This window comes from Bacillus sp. H1a (genome assembly GCF_000633475.1).
Taxonomy (GTDB): Bacteria; Bacillota; Bacilli; order Bacillales; family Bacillaceae_G; genus Bacillus_A; species Bacillus_A paramycoides.
The window spans coordinates 121,217-142,202 of sequence record NZ_AYMH01000018.1 but is presented as its reverse complement, the minus strand read 5'-3'; the positions used below and the strand labels follow the sequence as shown (position 1 = coordinate 142,202).

Sequence of the window (20,986 nt, the reverse complement as noted above, 5' to 3'; positions counted from 1 at the left end):
TCCTTATATAAATTGACGAAAGTTTTTTCCATCTCTATACTGATAAGAGTTAACGAAATGAAACAAGGTGATAAATATGGATTTTGAAATAAATTTCCTTTCCTTTTATGTTGTACAAGTGGAAGGAAAAGGAGAAGCAGTTGATAAACGCTATAAGCATTTTCAAACATTAGATGCGGAAGAGTATGAAGATAGCTCTTTGAAAGAATTTTTGAATGGTGAATTATTAAAAATATCGAAGCGAAAAGTAGAACGTCATGCAAAAACAGAACAAGCTCCAACAAAGATTGGTCGCTTTATTGTAGAAGAAGGACATGAATTAGATTCAAACCCTCACTACAACCTTTTTAATCGTATTCGTTTTGCAGAAACGAAAGAAAACTTCAAAGATATGAGCGAACCTCTCGTTTATACATATCTAGACACAAGCGCTGTGCGTGGTGGTGTATTTTTAATCGCTCAAGCAAAACTACGCAAATATTTTGATGATCCATTCGTATTCGTTATGAAATGTGACTTCGAACCAAAAGTCGCTTCAATTTCTGATGAATCTACACTTATTCGTAACGTTGAAATGGCTATTACAACAAAGAATATGAAGTCTATCCAATACCCATACATGCCTGAAGAAGGTATGGTCGAAGTAGGCGAACTAAAAATACACCAAGCATCACATGCCCGCTACTTTGAAGACTTCTTAAAATTCGTCGAGTACGAACGCTCTATGCCTGAAATTATGAAAACACAAGTAATGGACATGGTATACGACCAAATTGAAGATGTATTTGAAGAAGGTACAGAAGAACGCGAACAATTCGACCAAGCGATGGAAGTATGGGCTGCCAGTCCAAAACGTGAAATTATGGAACAATTTTCAACAGAAGAAGTAATGGAAGCTACTGCTCAAATCGTCGAGCACGCCCCTGAAGTGGAATTAAAACTAAAAGCAGATCATATCTCCGTGAAAGCACTGCTTGCTGATTTCGGAGACCTGATTCATATCGCGAAGGTAAATGACAGATATGTACTCATGATCGAAGCAGACACACTTACGTTTGAAAAAGGTTTCTCTCCGATTGAGTTTCTGAAGCCGGATGAGTTGCAAGACGTGATTGAGCGGATTGAGAAGAAGCAACAGTTTGGGTATGATCCGAGCGGGATTGAATAGAACCGCGAATGATTAACTCACTTAAAAAATAAATACTAAAAAACTCCTATATCTATACATGGAATAGGAGTTTTTACATTACTTACTAATAAATTCTTCTCATAAAAAGAGGACTAGACTTAGCTACCTTAATACATTTACGTTACCTTTCCCTCTTCCTGCGCTTTCTCCATCTCAGCCAAATACTTCAACTGCCTTTCCGCTTTTCTCACCGCCGTACGAAAATGTTTTTTCAGAAGTTCTACTGCAGAGTCACTTATATAATACCTTTCCGTTATACTTTCCCACGTGTCACTACTTTCAAATGTACTCCATACAAAAAGGTGCTCTGTATTTTTTCTCATTTCTTTAAATACCCATTTTCGCATCTTTTTTCTCGCTTTTTCTGTTAGTTTTCCGTTCTTTACAAGTTCAAGCTCACCATGTCTCTTGTATCGCTTATTAATATCTCTCTCGTTATATACTTTAAGAAATATATTTGCTGTATTCTCGGCATCTGCTAAAGCACGATGTTGCCTACCTTCCCATGTTAAACCGAGCTGCTCCACTGCAAATTGTAAACTTGGTGTATGTTCAAACAATTCTTCATACGCCTGGAAAACAAATTTCTGCAAATCAAATCTGCTCTCTTTTTCCATACATGGGCATTCTACACCGTGTAATGTACAATCTTGAGATAGAAAACGATAATCTTCTTTTCCCCATGAAATAAATATAGAATCTTCTCCGATGAACTGAATAAATTTCTCTATAATTTGAGGGAATTTCTCTACACCGATTAAATCTCTCTTTGTAATGCCAGTTAATTTTGTTGTATGACGAGTTAATGGAGCACTTGGTTTTACTAACTCTGAAAATTCTCCAATAACCTTCATTGTACTCACATCTATTTTTAAAGCTCCAATATCAACTATTTCTGACGGATCCTCTGATTTATATGGCCTGAAATTCCTTTCAATATCGAACACAATGAAATGTGTAGAGTTTATCAATTTGTTTACCTCTTTCTAATTCCTTTTGATGCCAATTCTAAATTAGCAGTTTCACTTTATTTTCAGTATCTATTTATACATACAGTTTATACATTTAATACGCTTGAATACAAATTAAAAATTCAGTCTTATCTTCGAATGTACATAGGAGGACATTCATTCACCAAAAAAACGCAAAAAAAAGAAGGGCAAGCCCTTCTTTTTTCATAATTACTTCTTGTTTACGTTTGTAGCTTGAGGTCCACGGTTACCTTGTTCTACTTCGAAAGTAACTTCTTGACCTTCTTCTAAAGTTTTGAATCCGTCGCCTTGGATAGCTGAGAAATGAACGAATACGTCTTCTCCGCCTTCAACTTCGATGAAACCGAAACCTTTTTCTGAGTTAAACCATTTTACTTTACCGTTTTGCATGAAAAAAATCCTCCTACAATGTACCTATATGTACATATTCATTTTCAACCACTTTACAATAATACGTCAGACATTAAAAAACTGCAACCCCCGAAGGAGATTTAACATTGCTATCCTCCTCGGAAGTTACAGCTCATTTAAATCTCTATATTATTAAAAGTAAAATGGTTTAAAGTAACTATATCATATCAATATAATAAAAGTAAAGTTTTTTTTAAGCTATACAGTTTTTTTCTTCCACTGCATCGCTTTTGATTCACCTGATCCAGCTACAACATAGCCTTCTTTTTCATTAACAATGCGCCAGCCATGCCCTTTAACCGAATCACATACTGTAACAATTCCTTCATCAAGAAGCACACGGCAAACTGTGCTAATTCCCGCCTTATTTTGCGTTGACGTTGTATATAACACATGTTGATCTACACTTAAGTCTAAATAGCTACTAGCTTTTTGCTCATTTTGACATGTATGCCAACATATTTTATCACTCTCAACACTCTCATCTATTTTACAAAAAGAAATATTCCCGCTAATTCCCTTACAAGATCCACTTGCTGCTACTAAATAGGAATTATGTATAGTCAACGCAGAAATCACCTGATTCGTCGCTATTTTAATCCTTTTTAATTTATGTGTCTCTAAATTAAAAAGCCAAACACCACCATATTTAGCATGTATTTTTGTACCGATAAATAAGGAATGTTTATATAAAAATAATGAACGAATAGATGGTGCATCACTACCGTAATCAAGAAATGGATGAATAGTTTCCCAGGTGGAACCGAAATTTCTAGAATGGTACAGTGTTTTATCTCCATGAGCAATTACCGTTCCATTCTCATTACTACATACATTCCAGCTTGTTGCTTTCGTCGGGAAGCGCTGGACCGTCCACGTTTCTCCACCATTCGTACTACGAATAAAAACTCCTTCGTCTCCTACTCCGTAAACTACATTACCTTCGCTATGTAAATCCCGAATTCGTTTTTGAAACTCATTTAAAATCTGTTTCCATTCTCCATCTTGTTCAATGAATAAGCCATTATATGTAGTAGCTAACAAAAGTTTTCCATCTCTTAACTTTGTAATAGCAGTTGCACTTAACATTGTTTCCACGTTGACACTCCCATTCTTAGAACTTCTCTGCAAAAGAAATTGCAAAATTACTACATTTTTCAACGTCCTCTTCGTCTTCCGGAGCCAATTCAATTTTCAATCCTTCTTGTACAAGTTCTGCCCCGCATCCTACAAGACGTTCTTCAAAAATCGTTACTGCTTCACAAAATAGTTCGTACGCCGTATCACCTGATCCAAATACAGCTACTTTTTTACCCGATAAATCTATATTTTCTAGCTCATCATGGAAGTCTTCCGCTTCAAATGGTAATTCACCATCGCCCCACGTATAAGACCCTAAAATAATTCCATCATAAGCTAACAATTCTTCAGCATCCATACCTTCCATCTCTTGTATTACTACTTCGTGATCAAAGGCATCTAAACTTACTTTAATTAAATCAGCTATACTCTCTGTATTTCCTGACATACTTGCATACGCTATTAAAATTTTCGCCACTTTGGCATCCCCCTCTTACAATAAATGATTCTCATTCTCATTATATTAATAATGAGAATCAATTTCAATTATTATTTTTCATCCGATTTATATCCTTTTCATTTATGTTAAAAGAAATAGTACATCTGACTATTACCTTTTCATTTTGAGTATTAACATTCATATTCATCTATTGCCAAATCTGCTTTCTCAACTTATTGTATATACATCCTTTCACATTTAATATGTTGCATATATAATGTGAAAGGCCCTTTACACATTTCATTATTTTCAGGTAACAAACAATTTCGATCTTACAAAAAGAGGAGTCTTTATAATGAAAAAATTTTTTATTAGACTTTTAAAAATAGCGTCCCTTTTGACTGCACTATTATTAACAGTAGGTGCCATTATTCTATTCGGCACTTCATACGGCCATAATTTACGTGTCATCGCAGCGGAAAGTATTTTAACGTCTCAACATCCGCAATACGCAAAAATTACATTACTGTCTGATAATGAGTTAAATGATATTTCTCAATCCATTACAAATCCAAAATGGAAAAATAGCGATTTTGCTAATACTAAACTTTCAAAACAAGAATTAGAGCGAAAGAAAAATTTACCACTAACTGTTTCGATTGAAACAGTTAAGAAAAAATATAACGACCATTTTTTCGAAGGTAAATTAATGACTATTAGTAATCCATTAAATGTAAATCTCGTTACACAACAAGGTTCACAAGGAAAAGACGTTGGAGAAAAGATATATGTCATGGCAAAGCGAAATCATGCACTTGCTGCTGTAAATGCTAGTGGTTTTTGGGATGAAACGGGACATGGTGGTGGTAAAACAGGCATCGGTATTGTTATTGAAAACGGGAAAGTTATAAACACACCGAAAGACATTAATACCCCTACTCTCGTAAGTGGACTTACAAAATACGGACAAATGGTTTCAGGAGAGTTTTCTGCTAATCAACTGTTAAATAAAAATGTCGTTTCCGCTGCTGGCTTTATGCCTCAACTAATTGTAAATGGCGAAAAAATGATTACAAATGATGGCGGATGGGGCTATGGTCCCCGAAGTATTATGGCTCAGAAAAAAGATGGATCAATTATGTTTTTCATTATTGACGGAAGACAACCTCATAGTATCGGAGCTTCTTTAAGAGACTGCCAAGATATTCTTTATGAAAAAGGGGCCGTAAATGCAATGGCAATGGACGGAGGCTCGTCAGCGACATTGTACGCAATGGGAGATATTTTAAACATCCCTTCAACCTTATCTCATAAATCACGCTATTTACCAAACGCCTGGGTTGTTACCGCGAATCCTAAGCAACAAGTTCATGTAACAATAGACGGCAACCCAGCAAGCTCTCAAAAGATTTCCGAAATGACAGGATCTACTGCTGTAGCTATCAATAAATAAAAAAGAACGGATGACTATACAATCATCCGTTCTTTTTTATTACTTTTTAAAAATACCAAATGGTTTTCCGACTGGTAATACAACTTTTCCGAAGTGTGTATTTAACACTGCTGCTGCTGAACCATAGAAAGATAATAATGAAATACATAGTTCAGAATACGCTGCTAAATTATGCATTGCATGCGGCATAACACCTAATGTACTTAATGAAAGACCAATAAATAAGAAATCAATAAGGACGAAAATCATAAATAATACTTTATGTGTTTCCATTGCACCAATTGTCATAAAGATCGTAAAAATCAAGTATCCGATAAAGGCTACACCAAGCTGTTTTGAATCTGCAGTTTGGGCTAATTTTTCGCCAAATACTCCAAGTTGAATTAACCAAGACGTTCCAACACCTAACCAAAATAGGCCGTAAGCACCAAATGCTGTTGTACCGAACGTATTGTTATGCTTTGCATCGTGAATGCATGCAAAGAGTTGTGCAAATCCTCCTAAAAAGATTGCCCATGGTAATACAAGTGAAACGCCATCTGTTAAGCCTAACTTTTGAGATGATGCTACAAGTGTTACCATCGCTAATCCAAATAGACCAATTCCAGATGGATCTGCTGTTGTCATTTTCACATGATGTGTAGTAGTTTGATTGCTCATATAAACCTCCTGATTATAAACATACTCGAATACAATACTTAAATCAGAAGGCTATGTCAATGGTTTTTTTTGTATGTTGTCAGACCTTATATTCCATAATAATCGAATACACTTTTGGCCACATCATAAGGTTTTATATTTATATTTAGCAACTCTTTTATCGACATCCATACAGGAATATAGCTTCCTCTATCCTTCAACTCGAACTCCTCGCCGTTACCACTTCCGAACACTCCACCAGTAACATAGGCATTATAATAATACTCGGTACCTTTATACTCCACCTTTGCGATAAGGTTTTTCACTTGTATATGTATCCCTAATTCTTCGTAAACCTCTCGCTTCGTTGCTTCTTCAGGTGTTTCTCCTTCTTCAATCCCCCCGCCTGGAAAAACAAAATACATCTCACTTTCTCGAACACGTTTTATAAGTGCGATTTTACCACCCTGTATAATTATAGCTGCACCGCGATTTCTTCTCATATTATTACCTTAATACCAATTGCAACTGTTCCCCACTCTTTCTCTTGTTCTTTCGTATATATTTTGTATGTACTTTCCAACCTTTCCTCTATACTAACGTTTTCACGATCAAATAATTTTCCATCAATTTGTTCATACATTTCTTTAAAGCTCTCGTATCGCTTTATCTCCGTTACCTTTACAGCAATTATTTCTGCCGTCACAAGGTTAGTAAATACAATTTCATCACCTTGTTTTATTTGTTGACGCTTTTTATCATACAACCTAACTTCAAATACTTTTTTGCCAGAACAAATAGATTGAAAAGGTTCATTATATAGTCCCATTTGATGTCTCATATTTTTCCCTCCTTATAATTTAGTTTAGCATACAGCCTGTATTGTACGAGAACTTGTATACTTTTTCTCATGCAAGAATATCCACCCTCCTTCCCACTTGCATATACTGTTCCATATCCGTTACTGTTGTTGTAAAGCGATTCATAAAAGGCACACAATCATCTCATTTCATTTATAGTAAAAAGTGCTCTATACTATAAAATGTAGACAAACTATACAATGTACGTTGTCCAACAAAATTCCACATATATGGAGAGGAGTTTACTAAACTATGCGCTACGTTATCATAACAGGAACTTCACAAGGTTTAGGGGAGGCAATCGCCGCGCAATTGTTGGAAGAAAACACAACAATCATCTCTATTTCTAGAAGAGAGAATAAAGAGCTTACAAAACTCGCAAAGCAAAAAAACAGCCATTGTATTTTCCATTCCGTAGATCTTCAAGATGTACATAATTTAGAAACTCACTTTAACGAAATCTTTTCATCTATAAAAAAAGACACTGCCTCATCTATTCATTTAATTAATAATGCAGGCACAGTTGCACCAATGAAACCCATCGAAAAATCAGAAAGTGAACTTTTAATTACGAACGTACACATTAATTTAATTGCACCGATGATCCTTACTTCCACTTTCATGAAACATACGAAAAATTGGAAAGTAGAAAAACGTGTTATAAATATTTCATCTGGCGCAGGAAAAAATCCTTATTTCGGATGGGGAGCTTATTGCACAACGAAAGCCGGTGTCAATATGTTTACACAGTGCATAGCTACTGAAGAAGCGGAAAGAGAATTCCCTGTTAAAATCGTCGCTTTTGCACCAGGTGTTGTTGATACAAATATGCAAAAACAAATTCGCGGGGCTAACAAAGAGGATTTCACAAACTTAGATCGATTCACCGCATTAAAAGCAGAAGGAAAGCTACTGTCACCTGAATATGTTGCGAAAGCTATTCGTAATTTACTAGAAACTGAGGACTTCCCACAAGGCGAGGTTATTCGAATTGATGAATAGTAAAAAGGCACGTTCATAGCGCGCCTTTTTATTTTTCAATAAATATAAGTACAGACTCCATAATTTGCTCATAACCAATTTCTTGATAAATTTTATTAGATGTTGGATTCGCTAGATCGGTATATAATGTAGTTGTTTTGTAGCCTTCATCTAACATACGTTGACTAAGTGCGGCTACACAATTAGATGCGTACCCTTTTTTCCGTTCTTCTTTCGGCGTATAAACGAAATTGACTGTTATATTATTTGTAGTTGGTCTCGTTTTTGCAGCTATAGAGATTAGTTTACCTTCCACTTCCAGACCAAATAGACGATTGGTAGTTATTAACGTATGTGCAGTTTGTTTTGCTTCTTCTTTCGTAGTAGGAAGCTTCACGTCTTCACAAAATTGATATACCCATTTTTCTATTAATGGAAGTTCATCGCTATTTATTTCTCGAAAAATCCCATTCCCGTTCCACTTCTTCTTTACTCGTTTTAGTTCATATACACCTTGCTCCATCACAACAGTAGTTTTTTTCTGTTCTAATATCGCAATCTCTTCAGCTAATTTCTGTACGATTTTTTTATTACCGATCAATCCAGGAATATTTGGATATACTTTCGTTAACTCCTTTGCAAGTTCCACTATATCCTCTTCCGAAATTTCAGACGTAGCAACGATCATTTGTTTCTCCACTGTTTGAAGAAATACAATCGCCACTTCTTCTCCTTGTTTCGCTGCCGCCATAAATATCGGTTCTTTAATAACTTGTAATACGCCTAATATTAAATTATTTTCCTGCTCATTCTTTTCTAAAAATGGTATAACATCTTCTTTAAAACGAATAACCTCTTCATATACGTGCAATTGAATCATCGACAATCTCTTCCCTCAATTTTTATTTTAATTAAATATTGGCGATTAATTCATCAAATCCTTCTTTTACGATTCAATAATATTGGAAACTAATGTGTTTAAATCATTTTCAGCTCGTAAAATTCTCCGTTTTTCCTTTTCAAATATCTCTTCTTCACTCTGAAATGACTCTTTACGATTTTTAATCATACGCTCCATTTCTTTTTTACTCGGTCCACCGTATACATTTCTTTTTTGAATAAAAGCTTCTGGCGATATAATTTCTTTCCACTCTTCTTCTAATAAATTCACTTTCAAGTTTTCTTGTAAGTATACATTTACGTCTTTGAAATTTAATTCATGCAGCTCCTTTTTCTGCCCCAATGACATATTCGCTATAGTACTTGCTGCATGATGTGCATGCCGAAATGGAACTTCATAGTTTTTTGTTAAAATATCTGCGAAATCTGTTATCGTAATTGCATGTTTATAGGAACGATTTTTTAACGTTTCCTCTTCTACTTTCATCGTTCGAATGACTGCATTCATAATACGAAAAACACGAATCGCCTTTTCGATTCCGTTATATAAATACGGCTGTAAGTCATCCTCTGTATCGACAATATCACCAAATGGTGTATTATGAATCATTTGAAATACAGTAAATGCTTCACCTAAAGCGCTACTCGTAATAGCACGGGCATGTTCAATTGAAACTGGATTTCGTTTTTGCGGCATAATACTACTAATTTGCACATATGACTTTGCAACAGTAATACCGTCATACTCTTTCGTTGCCAATAATAAGAAGTCATGAATCCACCTACTCGTATTCGTCATAATTACCATAAGTAACGAGCTAACTTCTAATAAATAATCCGCTCCAGCAACAGCGTCATATGAGTTTTCAATTACATTTGTAAATCCAAGCAACTGCGCCACTCGTTCTCTCTTAATCGGAAAACTTGTTGTAGAAAGGGCCGCAGCTCCCATTGGAGACTGATTTAAAAGATGGTACGTTCTTTTCATTCGTTCTAAGTCTCTTTGCATCGTATCGTAAATTGCTAAAGAATAATGACCAAATGTTGTCGGTTGCGCTGGTTGTGTATGTGTATATGCAGGCATTATTGTTTCCATATGTTCCTCAGCGAGTTGGAGCATGCTTTCTTGCAGTAATAAATGGTGCTCCATTAACCGCAATACATATTGCCGCAAACTCATACGATACATCGTTACGCCCATATCATTTCTACTTCTACCGATATGCATATTACTTACAAATTCACACTTTGCTTCTTGAACTATTAAATGTTCAACTAAGAAAAAAAGATCTTCATGTTGCTCCGTATATAGCAATTGATCCTTCGGAATTGCCTCTACCTTTTTTAGTGCTGTTAGTATAACTTTAGCTTCTTCTCTTTTCATTAACTTTTCTTCAGTTAACATAGTAATATGTGCCCTATGCACTTGAAACATATCTTTCAATAAATAATTGCGTTGAAAATCAAATACATGCTGTAATACACAATCCACATATGATTTCCCAGGGAAATCAGCGCCTTCACTCTTTATAAACTCTTCTTTACTCTGTTTCATCACCTTTTCCCCTTTCGCCTAAGTATTACTACCCATCATACCCAGCGATAGCGAAAAAGTGCTTGTACACAAAAATAAACTCGGCGCTTATAGCACCGAGTTTATTTAATAACAGTCGCATCATACTTATCACTTTGCAACACTTGGAAATGTAAATTTGCCAAGTGTTTACGTATTTCAGCACTGTCATCTTCATTTAAATTATTTGCTAAGAAAACAATTTCTGTACAGTTTCCGCGTTTATCCATTGCATAAACTGCTTTAGTTACCGTCCATGGTGTATAGCCATTCTTTTGTCCAGCATGCCTGAATGTTTTACGATATTTCTTTGCACTCATATCTGTTTCAACGATATTCGCCCACACTTTTTCTTCAGCTTCTGTAAGGCCACCTTTATGATTTGCCTTTTGAAGCAATACCATATAATCATTTGCCGATGCGGCAGGTAATCTATCCGACCAAATTTTATCATATCGTTCCTCTAAATACAGAGGAATTTCCTGCTGTAATAATAATGGTCCCTTCTTTTTTAAGCGTTCATGAATAATCATGGCATACTCTCGATATTGCTCTTGAGACATTTCTTTTAACTTCTTCTCTATTTTATATTTCGGAACATGTAATTCTTTATGCAAATATCCTGGAATATATAAAGATGAAACAATCGGAAACAGTGGTTGGTGTGCAGGGAGCGCTAAGCTTTGTAAATTTCGATTAATATTATCTAACCCTAACACTTCCATTAAATATTCAGTATTTGCATTTGAACTGAACTTAACCATTCCTTTTGCAACTTCTTCTAAAGAAACCGCTCCTTCAGTTATCTTCCCTGTTTTCTGCAAATAATTTTGCCACCTGTCCTGTGCACCACCATCTGTATTTGGTACATAATAACGATTCACATCATTAATTGAGACGAAACTAGACGAATCAATTTTCCCCTCTGTAACTTGTTTCGTATATTCAAGCGCCACAATTAACTTCATCGTACTAGCAACTGGCAATACAACATTTGGATTTACAGAATAAACAACTTTATCATTTCTTTTTATTAGAAGTGCACTATTTTTTTCATCTTTATGTTCTTCAATAAAGGATGCTATATATTGCGCATCATCATTATTTGAACTCCAAACTTTTTTCACTAAAAAGTTACCTGATATTAGCAAAACAAAAATACCCACAATCACTGCGCATACTATAGTTTTTTTCAAGTAAAATTCCTCTCCTATTGTGTAGCTCTTCTCTATTTATCTCTTAATAACAAAATAATCATCTCCATTATTTTAACTTGTATTCGACTATTATGTCTACGTCATAATTTTCACAAAATCCTCAAGAAACTTTTTATAATGTAAAGACCAACCAATTTTCACCCAATTTTTCAATGCTTTCGAATCAGGCTGAGGACGAAAATCAGCGATACTTTCTCCTTTTGCAACTCCAATCGTATCTACATCAACACGGCGATAAACGTAATCTAAAAGAGATGGATTTGATGCTACCATCATCGTTACTACATCGTGCACTGGGCTCCCTGTTATTTTAGGATTGAGGTTTTTATAAGCTTTATAATAATACGTGAAAATCGGTTCTATTAATTTCTTAAAATTCGTTTTAGAATGTTTCGTAATGTATTTCACCATTTCCGGTGTAATAATCGCTTCTGATGTAACGTTAAGCGGTATTAATGTCACATTTTTTGCATTTTGCATAACTAATTGTGATGCAATTGGGTCCCCATGAAAATTCGCCTCCGCGACTGGTGTAACATTTCCGGGCATTAAAAAAGCACCGCCCATTATATAATATTCCTTCACATACTTCATCATCGGTTTCTCCAAAATAAATGCCGTCGCCAACGTTGTTGACCGGCCGGCATCAACAATAATTAGTTCACCCTTATATTTTTCAATGATATCAAAAAACTCACAAAAAGGTTTTATATTTGGAGAAAAGGCTTTAGGGGGACGAATCGGACCTAAGCCGTCTGCTCCATGAATTTCTGGGTAATACGTTACAAACTCCCCAGACAAAGGTATTTTAGCCCCATTAATAACAGGTATATCTTCCCGGCCCGCTATTTGCAATAAATACGCCGCATTACTCGTCGCCTTTTCCTGCGTTACATTCCCATATCCCGTTACTACTCCAACAATATCTATATCAGGATGCAACAATCCATACATAATTGCTAAAGAGTCGTCAATTCCCGGGTCTCCTAAAAATAATATTTTTTTCATAGACCTCAACTCCATCCCATCAATTGTTATTACTTTATGAATACATGACAGCATACAGAATGAAAAAGAAAAATTTTGTTATATACAAAAAAACGTAGAAACTTCATAGTAGAAGTCCCTACGTTTTTTCAATTTTATCCCGCTACTTTTTTCATCGTAACCATACTACCAATTATATAAGCAATAAAAGCAAAGCATATCGGGAAAACAACTGTATGTATACCAAATGGATTAGGAAAACAAAGATGAATAAACATATAGGAACCTACTCCAACTAAAATAGAAGCGAGAGCTCCAGTTGCATTTCCCTTTCTCCAATATAAACCTAACACAATCGGCCAAATGAACGCCGCTTCTAAACCACCGAAGGAAAATAAATTTAACCAAATTAAAAAATCTGGTGGCTTAATAGCTGCAGCATATACGAGTAATCCTACGATACCAGTAATCCATAGACTACCTTTCTTTATCGTACTATCCGCTGCCTCTTTATTTATGTAATTCACATATATATCCTTAATAATTGACGAACTTACAAGTAATAATAATGAGTTTACAGTAGACATTATTGCTGCCATTGGTGCAGCTAAGAAAACTCCAGCTAACCAAGGTGGCAACACTTCCATCGCTAATAGCGGCATTACTTTATCTGGTACCGTTATACCTGGAAGTACTACTCGTGCAAATACACCCGTTAAATGCATACCAATCATAATTGTACCAACGACAACCGTTCCAATGATTAGCGCCTGATGCATAGCTTTTGAATTTTTATAAGACATAGCACGCACACTAATTTGTGGTAATCCAACGACACCAATTCCAATTAAAATCCAAAATGATGTGACATATGCTTTTGTTAAACTACCGTCCGCACCGAATGGTGTTATTAGCTTTGGATTAATTTGAACGAGTTCATGCATTATCTTTTCAACCCCACCACCAGCAATGACAGTAGCAATTAAAATGATTGTTGTTCCGACTAACATAATGATTCCTAATAATGTATCTGATAAAGCGACTGCACGAAATCCACCAATTAACACGTACACAAGTACAGAAAATGTAAATAAAAATAGTGCCGTTGTATAGGAAAGTCCTGTTAGTGACTCAATTAATCGTCCGCCACCAACCCACTGAGCTACTGTTGCTGAAAACAAAAAGATTATAATACATAATGCAGAAAGAACAACTACCGCCTTATTATTGTATCTTCCCTTTAAATAATCAATAAGCGTAATTGCCTCCATCTTCCTAGCGATAATAGCAAACTTTTTACCAATAACCGTTAAAACAATATATCCTGTTACAACTTGAATCGCCGATAACAACACCCATCCAAGTCCCATATTGTAAGCAATACCAGGCCCACCAATAAAGCTACTTGCACTACCGTACGTAGCTATCATCGTCATAGCTAATAATAAGCCGCCAAGCTCACGCCCACCAAGAAAATATTCTTGCAAAAATTTATTATTAGCAGTTGCTTGTACACGTCTTGATGCAAATACACCAATTAAAAACACAACGATAAAAGAAATTATCATTGGAATTATTACATACCAATTCATCTATCATTCCTCACTTTTTTCTTCCTCATCGAGTGAAATATCTTGAAATAAAAAACGAACAACTAAAATAAGCAAAATAACTATTACGATAAATCCAACGATACAGCTATAAAAAAACCATGCTGGAAAACCTAATACATATGTATATTCACTCGGATCCTTACTGCCAAGCCCATAAGCAAATCCATACCATATTATAAAATTAATAATAGCTAGTCCAAGACCAATTAACGCTTCTCTATGGGCAATTCGAAAGCGTGGATCATCATGATAATCCTTCATTTTCTCCCTCCTCTCACGATGTATAATTGTACCACTGTTCTTCTAGTTTTTCCTACTAGAAAACAAAAACGCGCAGGATTTTTTGTAATTATATAGAATACAATATTTCATTACATATTTTTTACATTTGTAACACAAATGAAATTTGAATTTTCTGTATTTGTTATTTATGATTTTAAGTAGAGGTTTTTCATCTAGTTCCCACATCCTTGATTTCGGAATAAACGCCGTCTCGTACTGCGTTTACATTATATTTTCAAGGGGGTTATGCAATGAGTCAACTAGCTGTAAATCTTCATGAAAAAGTAGAGAAATTTCTTCAAGGTACAAAGAAATTATATGTGAATGGAACGTTTATCGAAAGCGCTTCCGGAAAAACTTTTAAAACTCCTAACCCAGCAACTGGTGAAACTCTAGCTGTCGTTTCTGAAGCTGGTCGCGAAGATATTCATAAAGCTGTCGTAGCAGCTCGAATGGCTTTCGACGAAGGTCCTTGGTCACGTATGAGCGCCTCTGAACGAAGTCGTCTTATGTACAAGCTTGCTGATTTAATGGAAGAACATAAAGAAGAGCTTGCACAGCTCGAAACGTTAGATAACGGAAAACCAATCCGTGAAACAATGACAGCAGACGTCCCGCTTGCAATTGAACATATGCGTTACTATGCTGGTTGGGCTACAAAAATCGTCGGGCAAACAATCCCTGTTTCCGGTGAGTACTTTAACTATACACGCCATGAAGCAGTTGGTGTTGTCGGCCAAATTATCCCATGGAACTTCCCACTTCTTATGGCAATGTGGAAAATGGGAGCCGCTCTTGCAACAGGATGTACAATCGTCCTAAAACCTGCTGAACAAACTCCACTATCTGCTCTATACTTAGCTGAATTATTTGAAGAAGCTGGATTCCCGAAAGGCGTTGTCAACATCGTTCCTGGATTCGGAGAAACAGCTGGACAAGCTCTCGTTAATCATCCACTCGTTGATAAAATTGCATTTACAGGCTCCACTCCAGTCGGAAAACAAATTATGAGACAAGCATCTGAATCATTGAAACGCGTTACATTAGAGCTTGGTGGTAAATCACCAAACATTATTTTACCAGACGCTGACTTATCTCGAGCAATTCCAGCTGCACTTTCTGGTGTTATGTTTAACCAAGGACAAGTGTGCTGTGCTGGGTCACGCTTATTTATTCCGAAGAAAATGTACGATAATGTCATGGCTGATCTCGTTCTGTATTCTAAAAAATTGAATCAAGGCACCGGTCTAAATCCAGAAACTACAATCGGTCCTCTCGTTTCTGAAGAACAACAAAAACGCGTAATGGGCTATATTGAAAAAGGAATTGAAGAAGGTGCTGAAGTACTTTGCGGAGGAAACAAACCATTCGACCAAGGATATTTCGTTTCTCCAACAATATTTGCGGACGTAAATGATGAGATGACAATCGCTAAAGAAGAAATTTTTGGTCCAGTTATTTCTGCATTACCATTCAATGATATTGACGAGGTAATTGAGCGTGCGAACAAATCACAATTCGGCTTAGCGGCTGGTGTATGGACAGAAAACGTAAAAACTGCACATTATATCGCAAGTAAAGTTCGTGCAGGTACAGTATGGGTAAACTGTTATAACGTCTTTGATGCAGCATCTCCATTTGGAGGATTTAAACAATCTGGCCTTGGTCGCGAAATGGGATCTTATGCACTAAACAACTATACAGAAGTGAAGAGCGTTTGGATCAACTTAAACTAACGAGAAAGAACCTGACCTAATAGGTCGGGTTCTTTCTCGTTATGTATTCATTTAAACTTGCAACCCGCCACTAACATGTAAAACCTCTCCTGTAATATAAGATGCATACTCTGATGCTAGAAAGGCTGCTGCGTTTGCAATATCCTCCGGTGTTCCGATTCTTCCAACTGGAATCGCTCCAACCATTTTCTCTTTTACTTTATCCGGTATTGTTTTGGTCATATTTGTATCCATAAATCCTGGACAAATCGCATTACACGTAATACCAAAACTTCCAACCTCTTTCGCTGCTGTTTTTGTTAAACCTACAACCCCTGCTTTTGTAGCCGCATAATTTGCTTGTCCAATATTTCCTTCCCTACTAATAGAAGAAATATTAATAACCCGTCCATACTGTTGTTGTCTCATATAAAGAAGCGCTGGCTGCATACAATAAAAAACGCCAGTTAAATTAACTTGTAATACTTGTTCCCAAGCAGACTTCTCCATTTTATGTAACATTGCATCTTTTGTAATTCCAGCATTATTCACTAAAATATGTAATGCACCAAATTTTTGAACTGCATACTCAATTAATGATTTCGCTTCATTTTGATTACTCACATCACATCGATATAAGCTCACTTCATACCCTTCATCCGATAACTCACGTGTCGTTTCTTGTAACTTCTCTTCATTTACATCACTAATTAATACTTTAGCCCCAAGCTTCGCATAAACTCTTGCGATTTCTTTTCCAATCCCCTGCGCAGCACCTGTTACAACAGCTGTTTTCCCATTTAAAAAGTCCATCCCTATCCCCCATTTCTATTCGTTATACTGTATATTTCGGCTCTTTGCTTTCCAAATCCTCTTTGTATAAAAAAGTCTATTTGTGTCAAACTAACTTTGCAACACCGCATAAAACACAAGGAGATTGTGTCAAATGAAAAAAAAGAATGTAGATCGAAACAAAGCTGCTGACGGCATTGATGTTGAGTTCTCACGAGAACTCGCTGACCACAATGACTTAGAAGCAAACGCACGTGCAAATGCCGCTGATGCACGTCAAAAACGCCAGTCAACTGAAAAATAAGGCATTACAATGTTCCTTATTCTTTTCAACAGGGACCTACTACCCCAAAAATAAACCGAGGGCTACTCTCGGTTTATTTTTTATATTTTTTTATATAATGTGCCAAAGCAAGCAACGGGTATATGTGTCCGTAACTATGATAACGAATATAAAATCCCCCTGGTAACCCTGTACCAGTAGGATATTTTTCATTCATAGTAGGCTGCGCGAGCAAATATGAAATTCCCTTTCGAATAACCGGTGTTTCTTTATCATTGTAAGAAATGAGTGCATCAAGTGCCCACGCTGTTTGTGACGGCGTACTAAAGGGCAAAGAAATAAATCTTTTATCTACACTACTTTGACATGATTCTCCCCAACCTCCATCTGCATGCTGCAAATGCTCGAGCCATGATGCTGCTTTTTTTAATGACGAATGAGTCGAAGAAATTCCTAATGCACGTAAGCCTGTCATCGCTGCCCATGTACCATATATATAGCATATCCCCCATTTCCCATACCAGGATCCATTCTGTTCCTGTACATCCATTAGCCATTTTACAGCTTTCTTTTTTTGCTCCTCTGGCAATTCATTCGGCGCGTATGTGCCGAAAAATTCTAACACCCTACCTGTAATATCTGGTGTAGACGGATCTGTTATCATATCACTCGCGTTTTCAATCGGCAAATTTGCTAATATACGGCTCGTTACCCCTCGTTCAAAAGCTCCCCAGCCTCCATCACTGTTTTGTAATCCTTTTACCCATTCTACGCCTCTTCCCCATGCATCATCTACTCTCTTATTCCCTCTACTTCGTGCTAACACTCTAAGAGCAGCAGTTGTATCGTCTACATCAGGAATCGTCGTATTAACATCTGAAAAGCCCCAACCACCAGCCATAAGTGACGGTGCGTGTACGCTCCAATCTACCTTTTTAGTTTGTTGTCTTTGCAATAAATACTCTGTCGCCCTTTGAATCATCTTATTTTCTTTTGTAACATTAGCCTCTTGTAATGAATAACTGAGTAAAGCGGTATCCCATATGGTAGAGGGAGAATTTTGCAAGTGACTTCCTCTTCCTATCTTACATGCATAAGGTTTCAATCCCGTTACAGCCTTCTCAATAACAGGAGACTGAATAGAGTGTCCTAATGCAAGCAAAGCATAAATCATATAAAACGTAGCACTCGCGTAACTATATAATGTTCCATTTTCATCAATACGCTCTTTCATAAAGCGCTCTACTTCTTCGTATCCTTTATGATGCAAAGAAAGCGGATAAGATATTACCTTTTTCACATCGCCCAATAATGTTTGAAACAGCGGTGACCGCTCCTCTCGAAACCATTGTCCACCCCCGCCTGCAATATGATTTAAATTTGGCAATAACTTTTTCTCTATACGAAATCTCTTATTCATACAAATCATCATCGGAATTAAATGTATCCGTGCTGAGCTGCTTAGCTCAAATATACTGAGGGGGGAGTCATCTTGTAAAAATAAGATCGGCGTTGGAAAGTGAAAAAGAGCAGGATAATCATATTCCCCGTGAATCGCTAATAAAAATTTCGTCATAAAATGAGCACGAGAAACTCCACCGCGTTCCTTAATAAACATTTCAGCTCGCTTCATATTCACATCTTCTTTCGAATACTTTCTTGAAGCAAGTAAAGCAACATATGCTTGAATCGTTGCGGATAAATTCCCTCCAGGCTCATCTTCATATAATTTCCATGTTCCTTCATTTGTTTGGAGAGATGCTACCCTTTTCACGAATGGTTCTATTTCATCATCTCGCCCTAACAATTTAAGTAAAAAAATCATATGACAATCCGTTAACGGAGCCCCTTCAAAACAAAATCTCCACGTTCCATCTTGCCTTTGCATCGTTTGAAGTGCAGTCGTTCTCCGCTCAATTTCGTCACGCACTTTGTCATATAGTAGCACTCTATTCACCCACCCTTTCTAAGTCCGTATACGATATTCGAAAAGCCAGCTAAATATGTATGAAAACAAAGAGAAGCAGAACGTGTATAGCTTCACGTTCTGCTTATAAACAATATCCAACTCCAACGAAAATACCTAATAAAGCACCAACAACAACCTGATACGGCGTATGTCCAACGAGCTCATTTAACTTTTTATAATCTGTTTGCCTGCCGTGAAAAAAATCATTCAATATTTTCGCTTGCTTACTTACCGCAAGTCTTACTCCTGAAGCATCATACATAACAATAATGGCAAAAATAGCAGCAACCGCGAACATTGAACTTTCCACCCCTTCCACAACTCCGACACCTGTAGCAAGTGCCGTAACAGTCGAGGCATGTGAACTTGGCATTCCACCTGAAGCGAAAAACTTTGCAAAATCAAACTCGCCAGTTTTTACTAATTTAAAAACAACTTTCGTTAACTGCGCTAAAAACCAAGAAATTACAGCTGCCATAAGCGGATCATTATGTAAAATTGTTTCCATGTTTTTCAGCTCCTCACTGACTATAATGGAACTTCTATATAATTATAAGTATAAAGAAAAATGCGTAGAAAATACTACGCATTATGATACTTTTGCTGATTTATTTTTAATAAATTTCGGTTGTTTCTGTAGTAAAAACTTTGTTTTCGCTATCGAAAAGACAAATAAAGCAACCCATATACAGAAAAATGCAATCATATGAGTAGATGTGAAATGTTCACCAAAAACGAATACACCTAAAATTAAACTAATAGTCGGTGCAATATATTGTAAAAACCCTACCATATAGAGCGGAATAAGCTGTGCCCCTTTAGCGAAATAAAAGAGTGGTAACGCTGTGACAATACCTGCTCCTATCAAAAGAAACGTTGATGTAGCCGAAATGGAACCGAACGAACCAAAGCCATGCACTCCTGTCATAAACAAATAGATAAGCGCAAATGGCGTCACTATCATCGTTTCCATCGTAAGCCCAATTGTCGCGTCGTAATTTAATAATTTTTTTGTTAATCCATATAATCCAAATGAAAAAGCAAGTGAAAGAGAAACCCATGGAATAGATCCGAAACGTACTGTTAAAATAACAACGCCTACTCCGGCTAAACCAACCGCAACATATTGCCAAAAATTAAGCTTCTCTTTTAAAACAACTGTACCAAGTAAAATACTTATAAGTGGATTAATATAATAACCAAGACTTGCTTCGATTACATGGTTATGATTTACGGCCCATATGTATACAAACCAGTTTCCACTAATGAGTACCGAAGCAATTGTTAATGACATTAATAATTTAGGTCGTTTAAAAAGGGTCACTAACTCCCCACCAAACTGACGAAACCGCTTCGTTACTCCTAAAACTAACAACATAAAAACAAATGCCCAAACAATGCGGTGCGCTAAAATTTCGTCTGCCGGAACTTCCTCCACCCATTTCCAATAAATCGGAAGGATTCCCCACATCGTATACGCACCCGCCGCATATATAATCCCCTGCTTTTGTTGTGCTGTTTGACTCCCCATCTTCCTTGTTCTCCTCTTCTCTTTTTTCTTCATTATAAGGTCTTACATGCTTACTTTACCAATATCCAATCTGCATTTCT

The 20,986-nt window shown here is 36.4% G+C and carries 22 protein-coding genes; 5 read left to right on the top strand and 17 right to left on the bottom strand.

Annotated elements, in window-relative coordinates; translation table 11 throughout:
* The first annotated feature begins 76 nt into the window (after nucleotides 1–76).
* Nucleotides 77–1,168 (top strand): DUF3900 domain-containing protein, encoded by a 1,092-nt coding sequence (locus U860_RS0108100; protein ID WP_025148118.1) that lies wholly within the window; start codon nucleotides 77–79, stop codon nucleotides 1,166–1,168.
* Nucleotides 1,169–1,305: 137 nt separating this feature from the next.
* On the opposite strand, the gene U860_RS0108095 is transcribed toward U860_RS0108100, so the two are convergent.
* The 4 genes from U860_RS0108095 to U860_RS0108080 all read right to left on the bottom strand — a co-directional run bounded on the left by U860_RS0108095 (nucleotide 1,306) and on the right by U860_RS0108080 (nucleotide 4,150).
* Nucleotides 1,306–2,160 carry an exonuclease gene (locus tag U860_RS0108095; RefSeq protein ID WP_025148117.1) on the bottom strand — a complete coding sequence of 285 codons (855 nt, stop codon included), beginning with the start codon at nucleotides 2,158–2,160 and terminating at the stop codon, nucleotides 1,306–1,308.
* Between the two features lie 210 nt (nucleotides 2,161–2,370).
* Entirely contained in the window at nucleotides 2,371–2,571 is a 201-nt protein-coding gene (cspB, locus tag U860_RS0108090) for a cold shock-like protein CspB (protein ID WP_001179148.1), read from the bottom strand.
* A 219-nt stretch (nucleotides 2,572–2,790) separates the two neighbouring features.
* Entirely contained in the window at nucleotides 2,791–3,690 is a 900-nt protein-coding gene (locus U860_RS0108085; RefSeq protein ID WP_025148116.1) for a hypothetical protein, read from the bottom strand.
* A gap of 16 nt (nucleotides 3,691–3,706) precedes the next feature.
* Complete coding sequence (locus U860_RS0108080) at nucleotides 3,707–4,150, bottom strand: flavodoxin (protein ID WP_025148115.1); 444 nt, start codon at nucleotides 4,148–4,150, stop codon at nucleotides 3,707–3,709.
* A 316-nt stretch (nucleotides 4,151–4,466) separates the two neighbouring features.
* On the opposite strand from U860_RS0108080, the gene U860_RS0108075 reads away from it, so the two are divergent.
* Entirely contained in the window at nucleotides 4,467–5,564 is a 1,098-nt protein-coding gene (locus tag U860_RS0108075) for a phosphodiester glycosidase family protein (protein ID WP_025148114.1), read from the top strand.
* A gap of 39 nt (nucleotides 5,565–5,603) precedes the next feature.
* On the opposite strand, the gene U860_RS0108070 is transcribed toward U860_RS0108075, so the two are convergent.
* The 3 genes from U860_RS0108070 to U860_RS0108060 all read right to left on the bottom strand — a co-directional run bounded on the left by U860_RS0108070 (nucleotide 5,604) and on the right by U860_RS0108060 (nucleotide 7,044).
* Nucleotides 5,604–6,224, bottom strand: a complete 621-nt coding sequence (locus tag U860_RS0108070; protein ID WP_002172841.1) for a GPR1/FUN34/YaaH family transporter — start codon at nucleotides 6,222–6,224, stop codon at nucleotides 5,604–5,606.
* 86 nt (nucleotides 6,225–6,310) lie between these two features.
* Entirely contained in the window at nucleotides 6,311–6,706 is a 396-nt protein-coding gene (locus U860_RS0108065) for an NUDIX domain-containing protein (protein WP_025148113.1), read from the bottom strand.
* The gene (locus tag U860_RS0108060; protein WP_025148112.1) at nucleotides 6,703–7,044 is read right to left on the bottom strand and encodes an ASCH domain-containing protein; all 342 of its coding nucleotides are present in this window, start codon (nucleotides 7,042–7,044) and stop codon (nucleotides 6,703–6,705) included. The genes U860_RS0108065 and U860_RS0108060 overlap by 4 nt, the downstream gene beginning before the upstream one ends.
* Before the next feature lie 271 nt (nucleotides 7,045–7,315).
* On the opposite strand from U860_RS0108060, the gene U860_RS0108055 reads away from it, so the two are divergent.
* Complete coding sequence (locus U860_RS0108055; RefSeq protein WP_025148111.1) at nucleotides 7,316–8,065, top strand: (S)-benzoin forming benzil reductase; 750 nt, start codon at nucleotides 7,316–7,318, stop codon at nucleotides 8,063–8,065.
* A 28-nt stretch (nucleotides 8,066–8,093) separates the two neighbouring features.
* Here U860_RS0108055 and U860_RS0108050 read toward each other — a convergent pair whose 3' ends face one another.
* The 6 genes from U860_RS0108050 to U860_RS0108025 all read right to left on the bottom strand — a co-directional run bounded on the left by U860_RS0108050 (nucleotide 8,094) and on the right by U860_RS0108025 (nucleotide 14,595).
* Entirely contained in the window at nucleotides 8,094–8,930 is an 837-nt protein-coding gene (locus U860_RS0108050; protein WP_025148110.1) for a GNAT family N-acetyltransferase, read from the bottom strand.
* A gap of 60 nt (nucleotides 8,931–8,990) precedes the next feature.
* Nucleotides 8,991–10,499: an argininosuccinate lyase gene (gene argH, locus U860_RS0108045; protein WP_025148109.1), complete on the bottom strand. Its 1,509-nt coding sequence runs from the start codon at nucleotides 10,497–10,499 to the stop codon at nucleotides 8,991–8,993.
* Between the two features lie 101 nt (nucleotides 10,500–10,600).
* On the bottom strand, nucleotides 10,601–11,713 hold the full coding sequence (locus U860_RS0108040; RefSeq protein ID WP_025148108.1) for a serine hydrolase: 1,113 nt from the start codon (nucleotides 11,711–11,713) through the stop codon (nucleotides 10,601–10,603).
* Between the two features lie 96 nt (nucleotides 11,714–11,809).
* Nucleotides 11,810–12,742 carry a nucleoside hydrolase gene (locus tag U860_RS0108035; RefSeq protein ID WP_025148107.1) on the bottom strand — a complete coding sequence of 311 codons (933 nt, stop codon included), beginning with the start codon at nucleotides 12,740–12,742 and terminating at the stop codon, nucleotides 11,810–11,812.
* A gap of 134 nt (nucleotides 12,743–12,876) precedes the next feature.
* Nucleotides 12,877–14,313, bottom strand: coding sequence for a sodium/pantothenate symporter (gene panF / locus U860_RS0108030; RefSeq protein WP_025148106.1), 1,437 nt, complete (start codon nucleotides 14,311–14,313; stop codon nucleotides 12,877–12,879).
* A gap of 3 nt (nucleotides 14,314–14,316) precedes the next feature.
* Nucleotides 14,317–14,595 (bottom strand): YhdT family protein, encoded by a 279-nt coding sequence (locus U860_RS0108025; protein WP_002172851.1) that lies wholly within the window; start codon nucleotides 14,593–14,595, stop codon nucleotides 14,317–14,319.
* Between the two features lie 272 nt (nucleotides 14,596–14,867).
* Here U860_RS0108025 and dhaS point away from each other — a divergent pair, with 272 nt between their 5' ends.
* Nucleotides 14,868–16,352, top strand: coding sequence for an aldehyde dehydrogenase DhaS (gene dhaS / locus U860_RS0108020; RefSeq protein ID WP_002172852.1), 1,485 nt, complete (start codon nucleotides 14,868–14,870; stop codon nucleotides 16,350–16,352).
* 51 nt (nucleotides 16,353–16,403) lie between these two features.
* Here the strand turns inward: dhaS and fabG are convergent, their stop codons facing one another.
* A complete protein-coding gene (fabG, locus tag U860_RS0108015) occupies nucleotides 16,404–17,144 on the bottom strand; it encodes a 3-oxoacyl-ACP reductase FabG (protein WP_025148105.1) in 741 nt (246 codons plus the stop codon).
* A 133-nt stretch (nucleotides 17,145–17,277) separates the two neighbouring features.
* On the opposite strand from fabG, the gene U860_RS0108010 reads away from it, so the two are divergent.
* Complete coding sequence (locus tag U860_RS0108010) at nucleotides 17,278–17,427, top strand: YfhD family protein (protein ID WP_025148104.1); 150 nt, start codon at nucleotides 17,278–17,280, stop codon at nucleotides 17,425–17,427.
* A 73-nt stretch (nucleotides 17,428–17,500) separates the two neighbouring features.
* Here the strand turns inward: U860_RS0108010 and U860_RS0108005 are convergent, their stop codons facing one another.
* From U860_RS0108005 to rarD, 3 genes are all read right to left on the bottom strand, one after another.
* Nucleotides 17,501–19,354 carry a prenyltransferase/squalene oxidase repeat-containing protein gene (locus U860_RS0108005; RefSeq protein WP_025148103.1) on the bottom strand — a complete coding sequence of 618 codons (1,854 nt, stop codon included), beginning with the start codon at nucleotides 19,352–19,354 and terminating at the stop codon, nucleotides 17,501–17,503.
* 103 nt (nucleotides 19,355–19,457) lie between these two features.
* Entirely contained in the window at nucleotides 19,458–19,883 is a 426-nt protein-coding gene (locus U860_RS0108000) for a divergent PAP2 family protein (RefSeq protein WP_025148102.1), read from the bottom strand.
* Between the two features lie 81 nt (nucleotides 19,884–19,964).
* Nucleotides 19,965–20,906 carry an EamA family transporter RarD gene (gene rarD, locus U860_RS0107995; RefSeq protein ID WP_025148101.1) on the bottom strand — a complete coding sequence of 314 codons (942 nt, stop codon included), beginning with the start codon at nucleotides 20,904–20,906 and terminating at the stop codon, nucleotides 19,965–19,967.
* Nucleotides 20,907–20,986: the final 80 nt, after the last annotated feature.

Bases quoted from the DNA above. Each gene is read 5' to 3' on its own strand.
- U860_RS0108100 (WP_025148118.1), top strand. From the start codon at position 77: ATGGATTTTGAAATAAATTTCCTTTCCTTTTATGTTGTACAAGTGGAA.
- cspB (WP_001179148.1), bottom strand. From the start codon at position 2,571: ATGCAAAACGGTAAAGTAAAATGGTTTAACTCAGAAAAAGGTTTCGGT.
- U860_RS0108075 (WP_025148114.1), top strand. From the start codon at position 4,467: ATGAAAAAATTTTTTATTAGACTTTTAAAAATAGCGTCCCTTTTGACT.
- U860_RS0108070 (WP_002172841.1), bottom strand. From the start codon at position 6,224: ATGAGCAATCAAACTACTACACATCATGTGAAAATGACAACAGCAGAT.
- U860_RS0108065 (WP_025148113.1), bottom strand. From the start codon at position 6,706: ATGAGAAGAAATCGCGGTGCAGCTATAATTATACAGGGTGGTAAAATC.
- U860_RS0108060 (WP_025148112.1), bottom strand. From the start codon at position 7,044: ATGAGACATCAAATGGGACTATATAATGAACCTTTTCAATCTATTTGT.
- U860_RS0108055 (WP_025148111.1), top strand. From the start codon at position 7,316: ATGCGCTACGTTATCATAACAGGAACTTCACAAGGTTTAGGGGAGGCA.
- argH (WP_025148109.1), bottom strand. From the start codon at position 10,499: ATGAAACAGAGTAAAGAAGAGTTTATAAAGAGTGAAGGCGCTGATTTC.
- U860_RS0108035 (WP_025148107.1), bottom strand. From the start codon at position 12,742: ATGAAAAAAATATTATTTTTAGGAGACCCGGGAATTGACGACTCTTTA.
- panF (WP_025148106.1), bottom strand. From the start codon at position 14,313: ATGAATTGGTATGTAATAATTCCAATGATAATTTCTTTTATCGTTGTG.
- U860_RS0108025 (WP_002172851.1), bottom strand. From the start codon at position 14,595: ATGAAGGATTATCATGATGATCCACGCTTTCGAATTGCCCATAGAGAA.
- dhaS (WP_002172852.1), top strand. From the start codon at position 14,868: ATGAGTCAACTAGCTGTAAATCTTCATGAAAAAGTAGAGAAATTTCTT.
- fabG (WP_025148105.1), bottom strand. From the start codon at position 17,144: ATGGACTTTTTAAATGGGAAAACAGCTGTTGTAACAGGTGCTGCGCAG.
- U860_RS0108010 (WP_025148104.1), top strand. From the start codon at position 17,278: ATGAAAAAAAAGAATGTAGATCGAAACAAAGCTGCTGACGGCATTGAT.
- U860_RS0108000 (WP_025148102.1), bottom strand. From the start codon at position 19,883: ATGGAAACAATTTTACATAATGATCCGCTTATGGCAGCTGTAATTTCT.
- rarD (WP_025148101.1), bottom strand. From the start codon at position 20,906: ATGGGGAGTCAAACAGCACAACAAAAGCAGGGGATTATATATGCGGCG.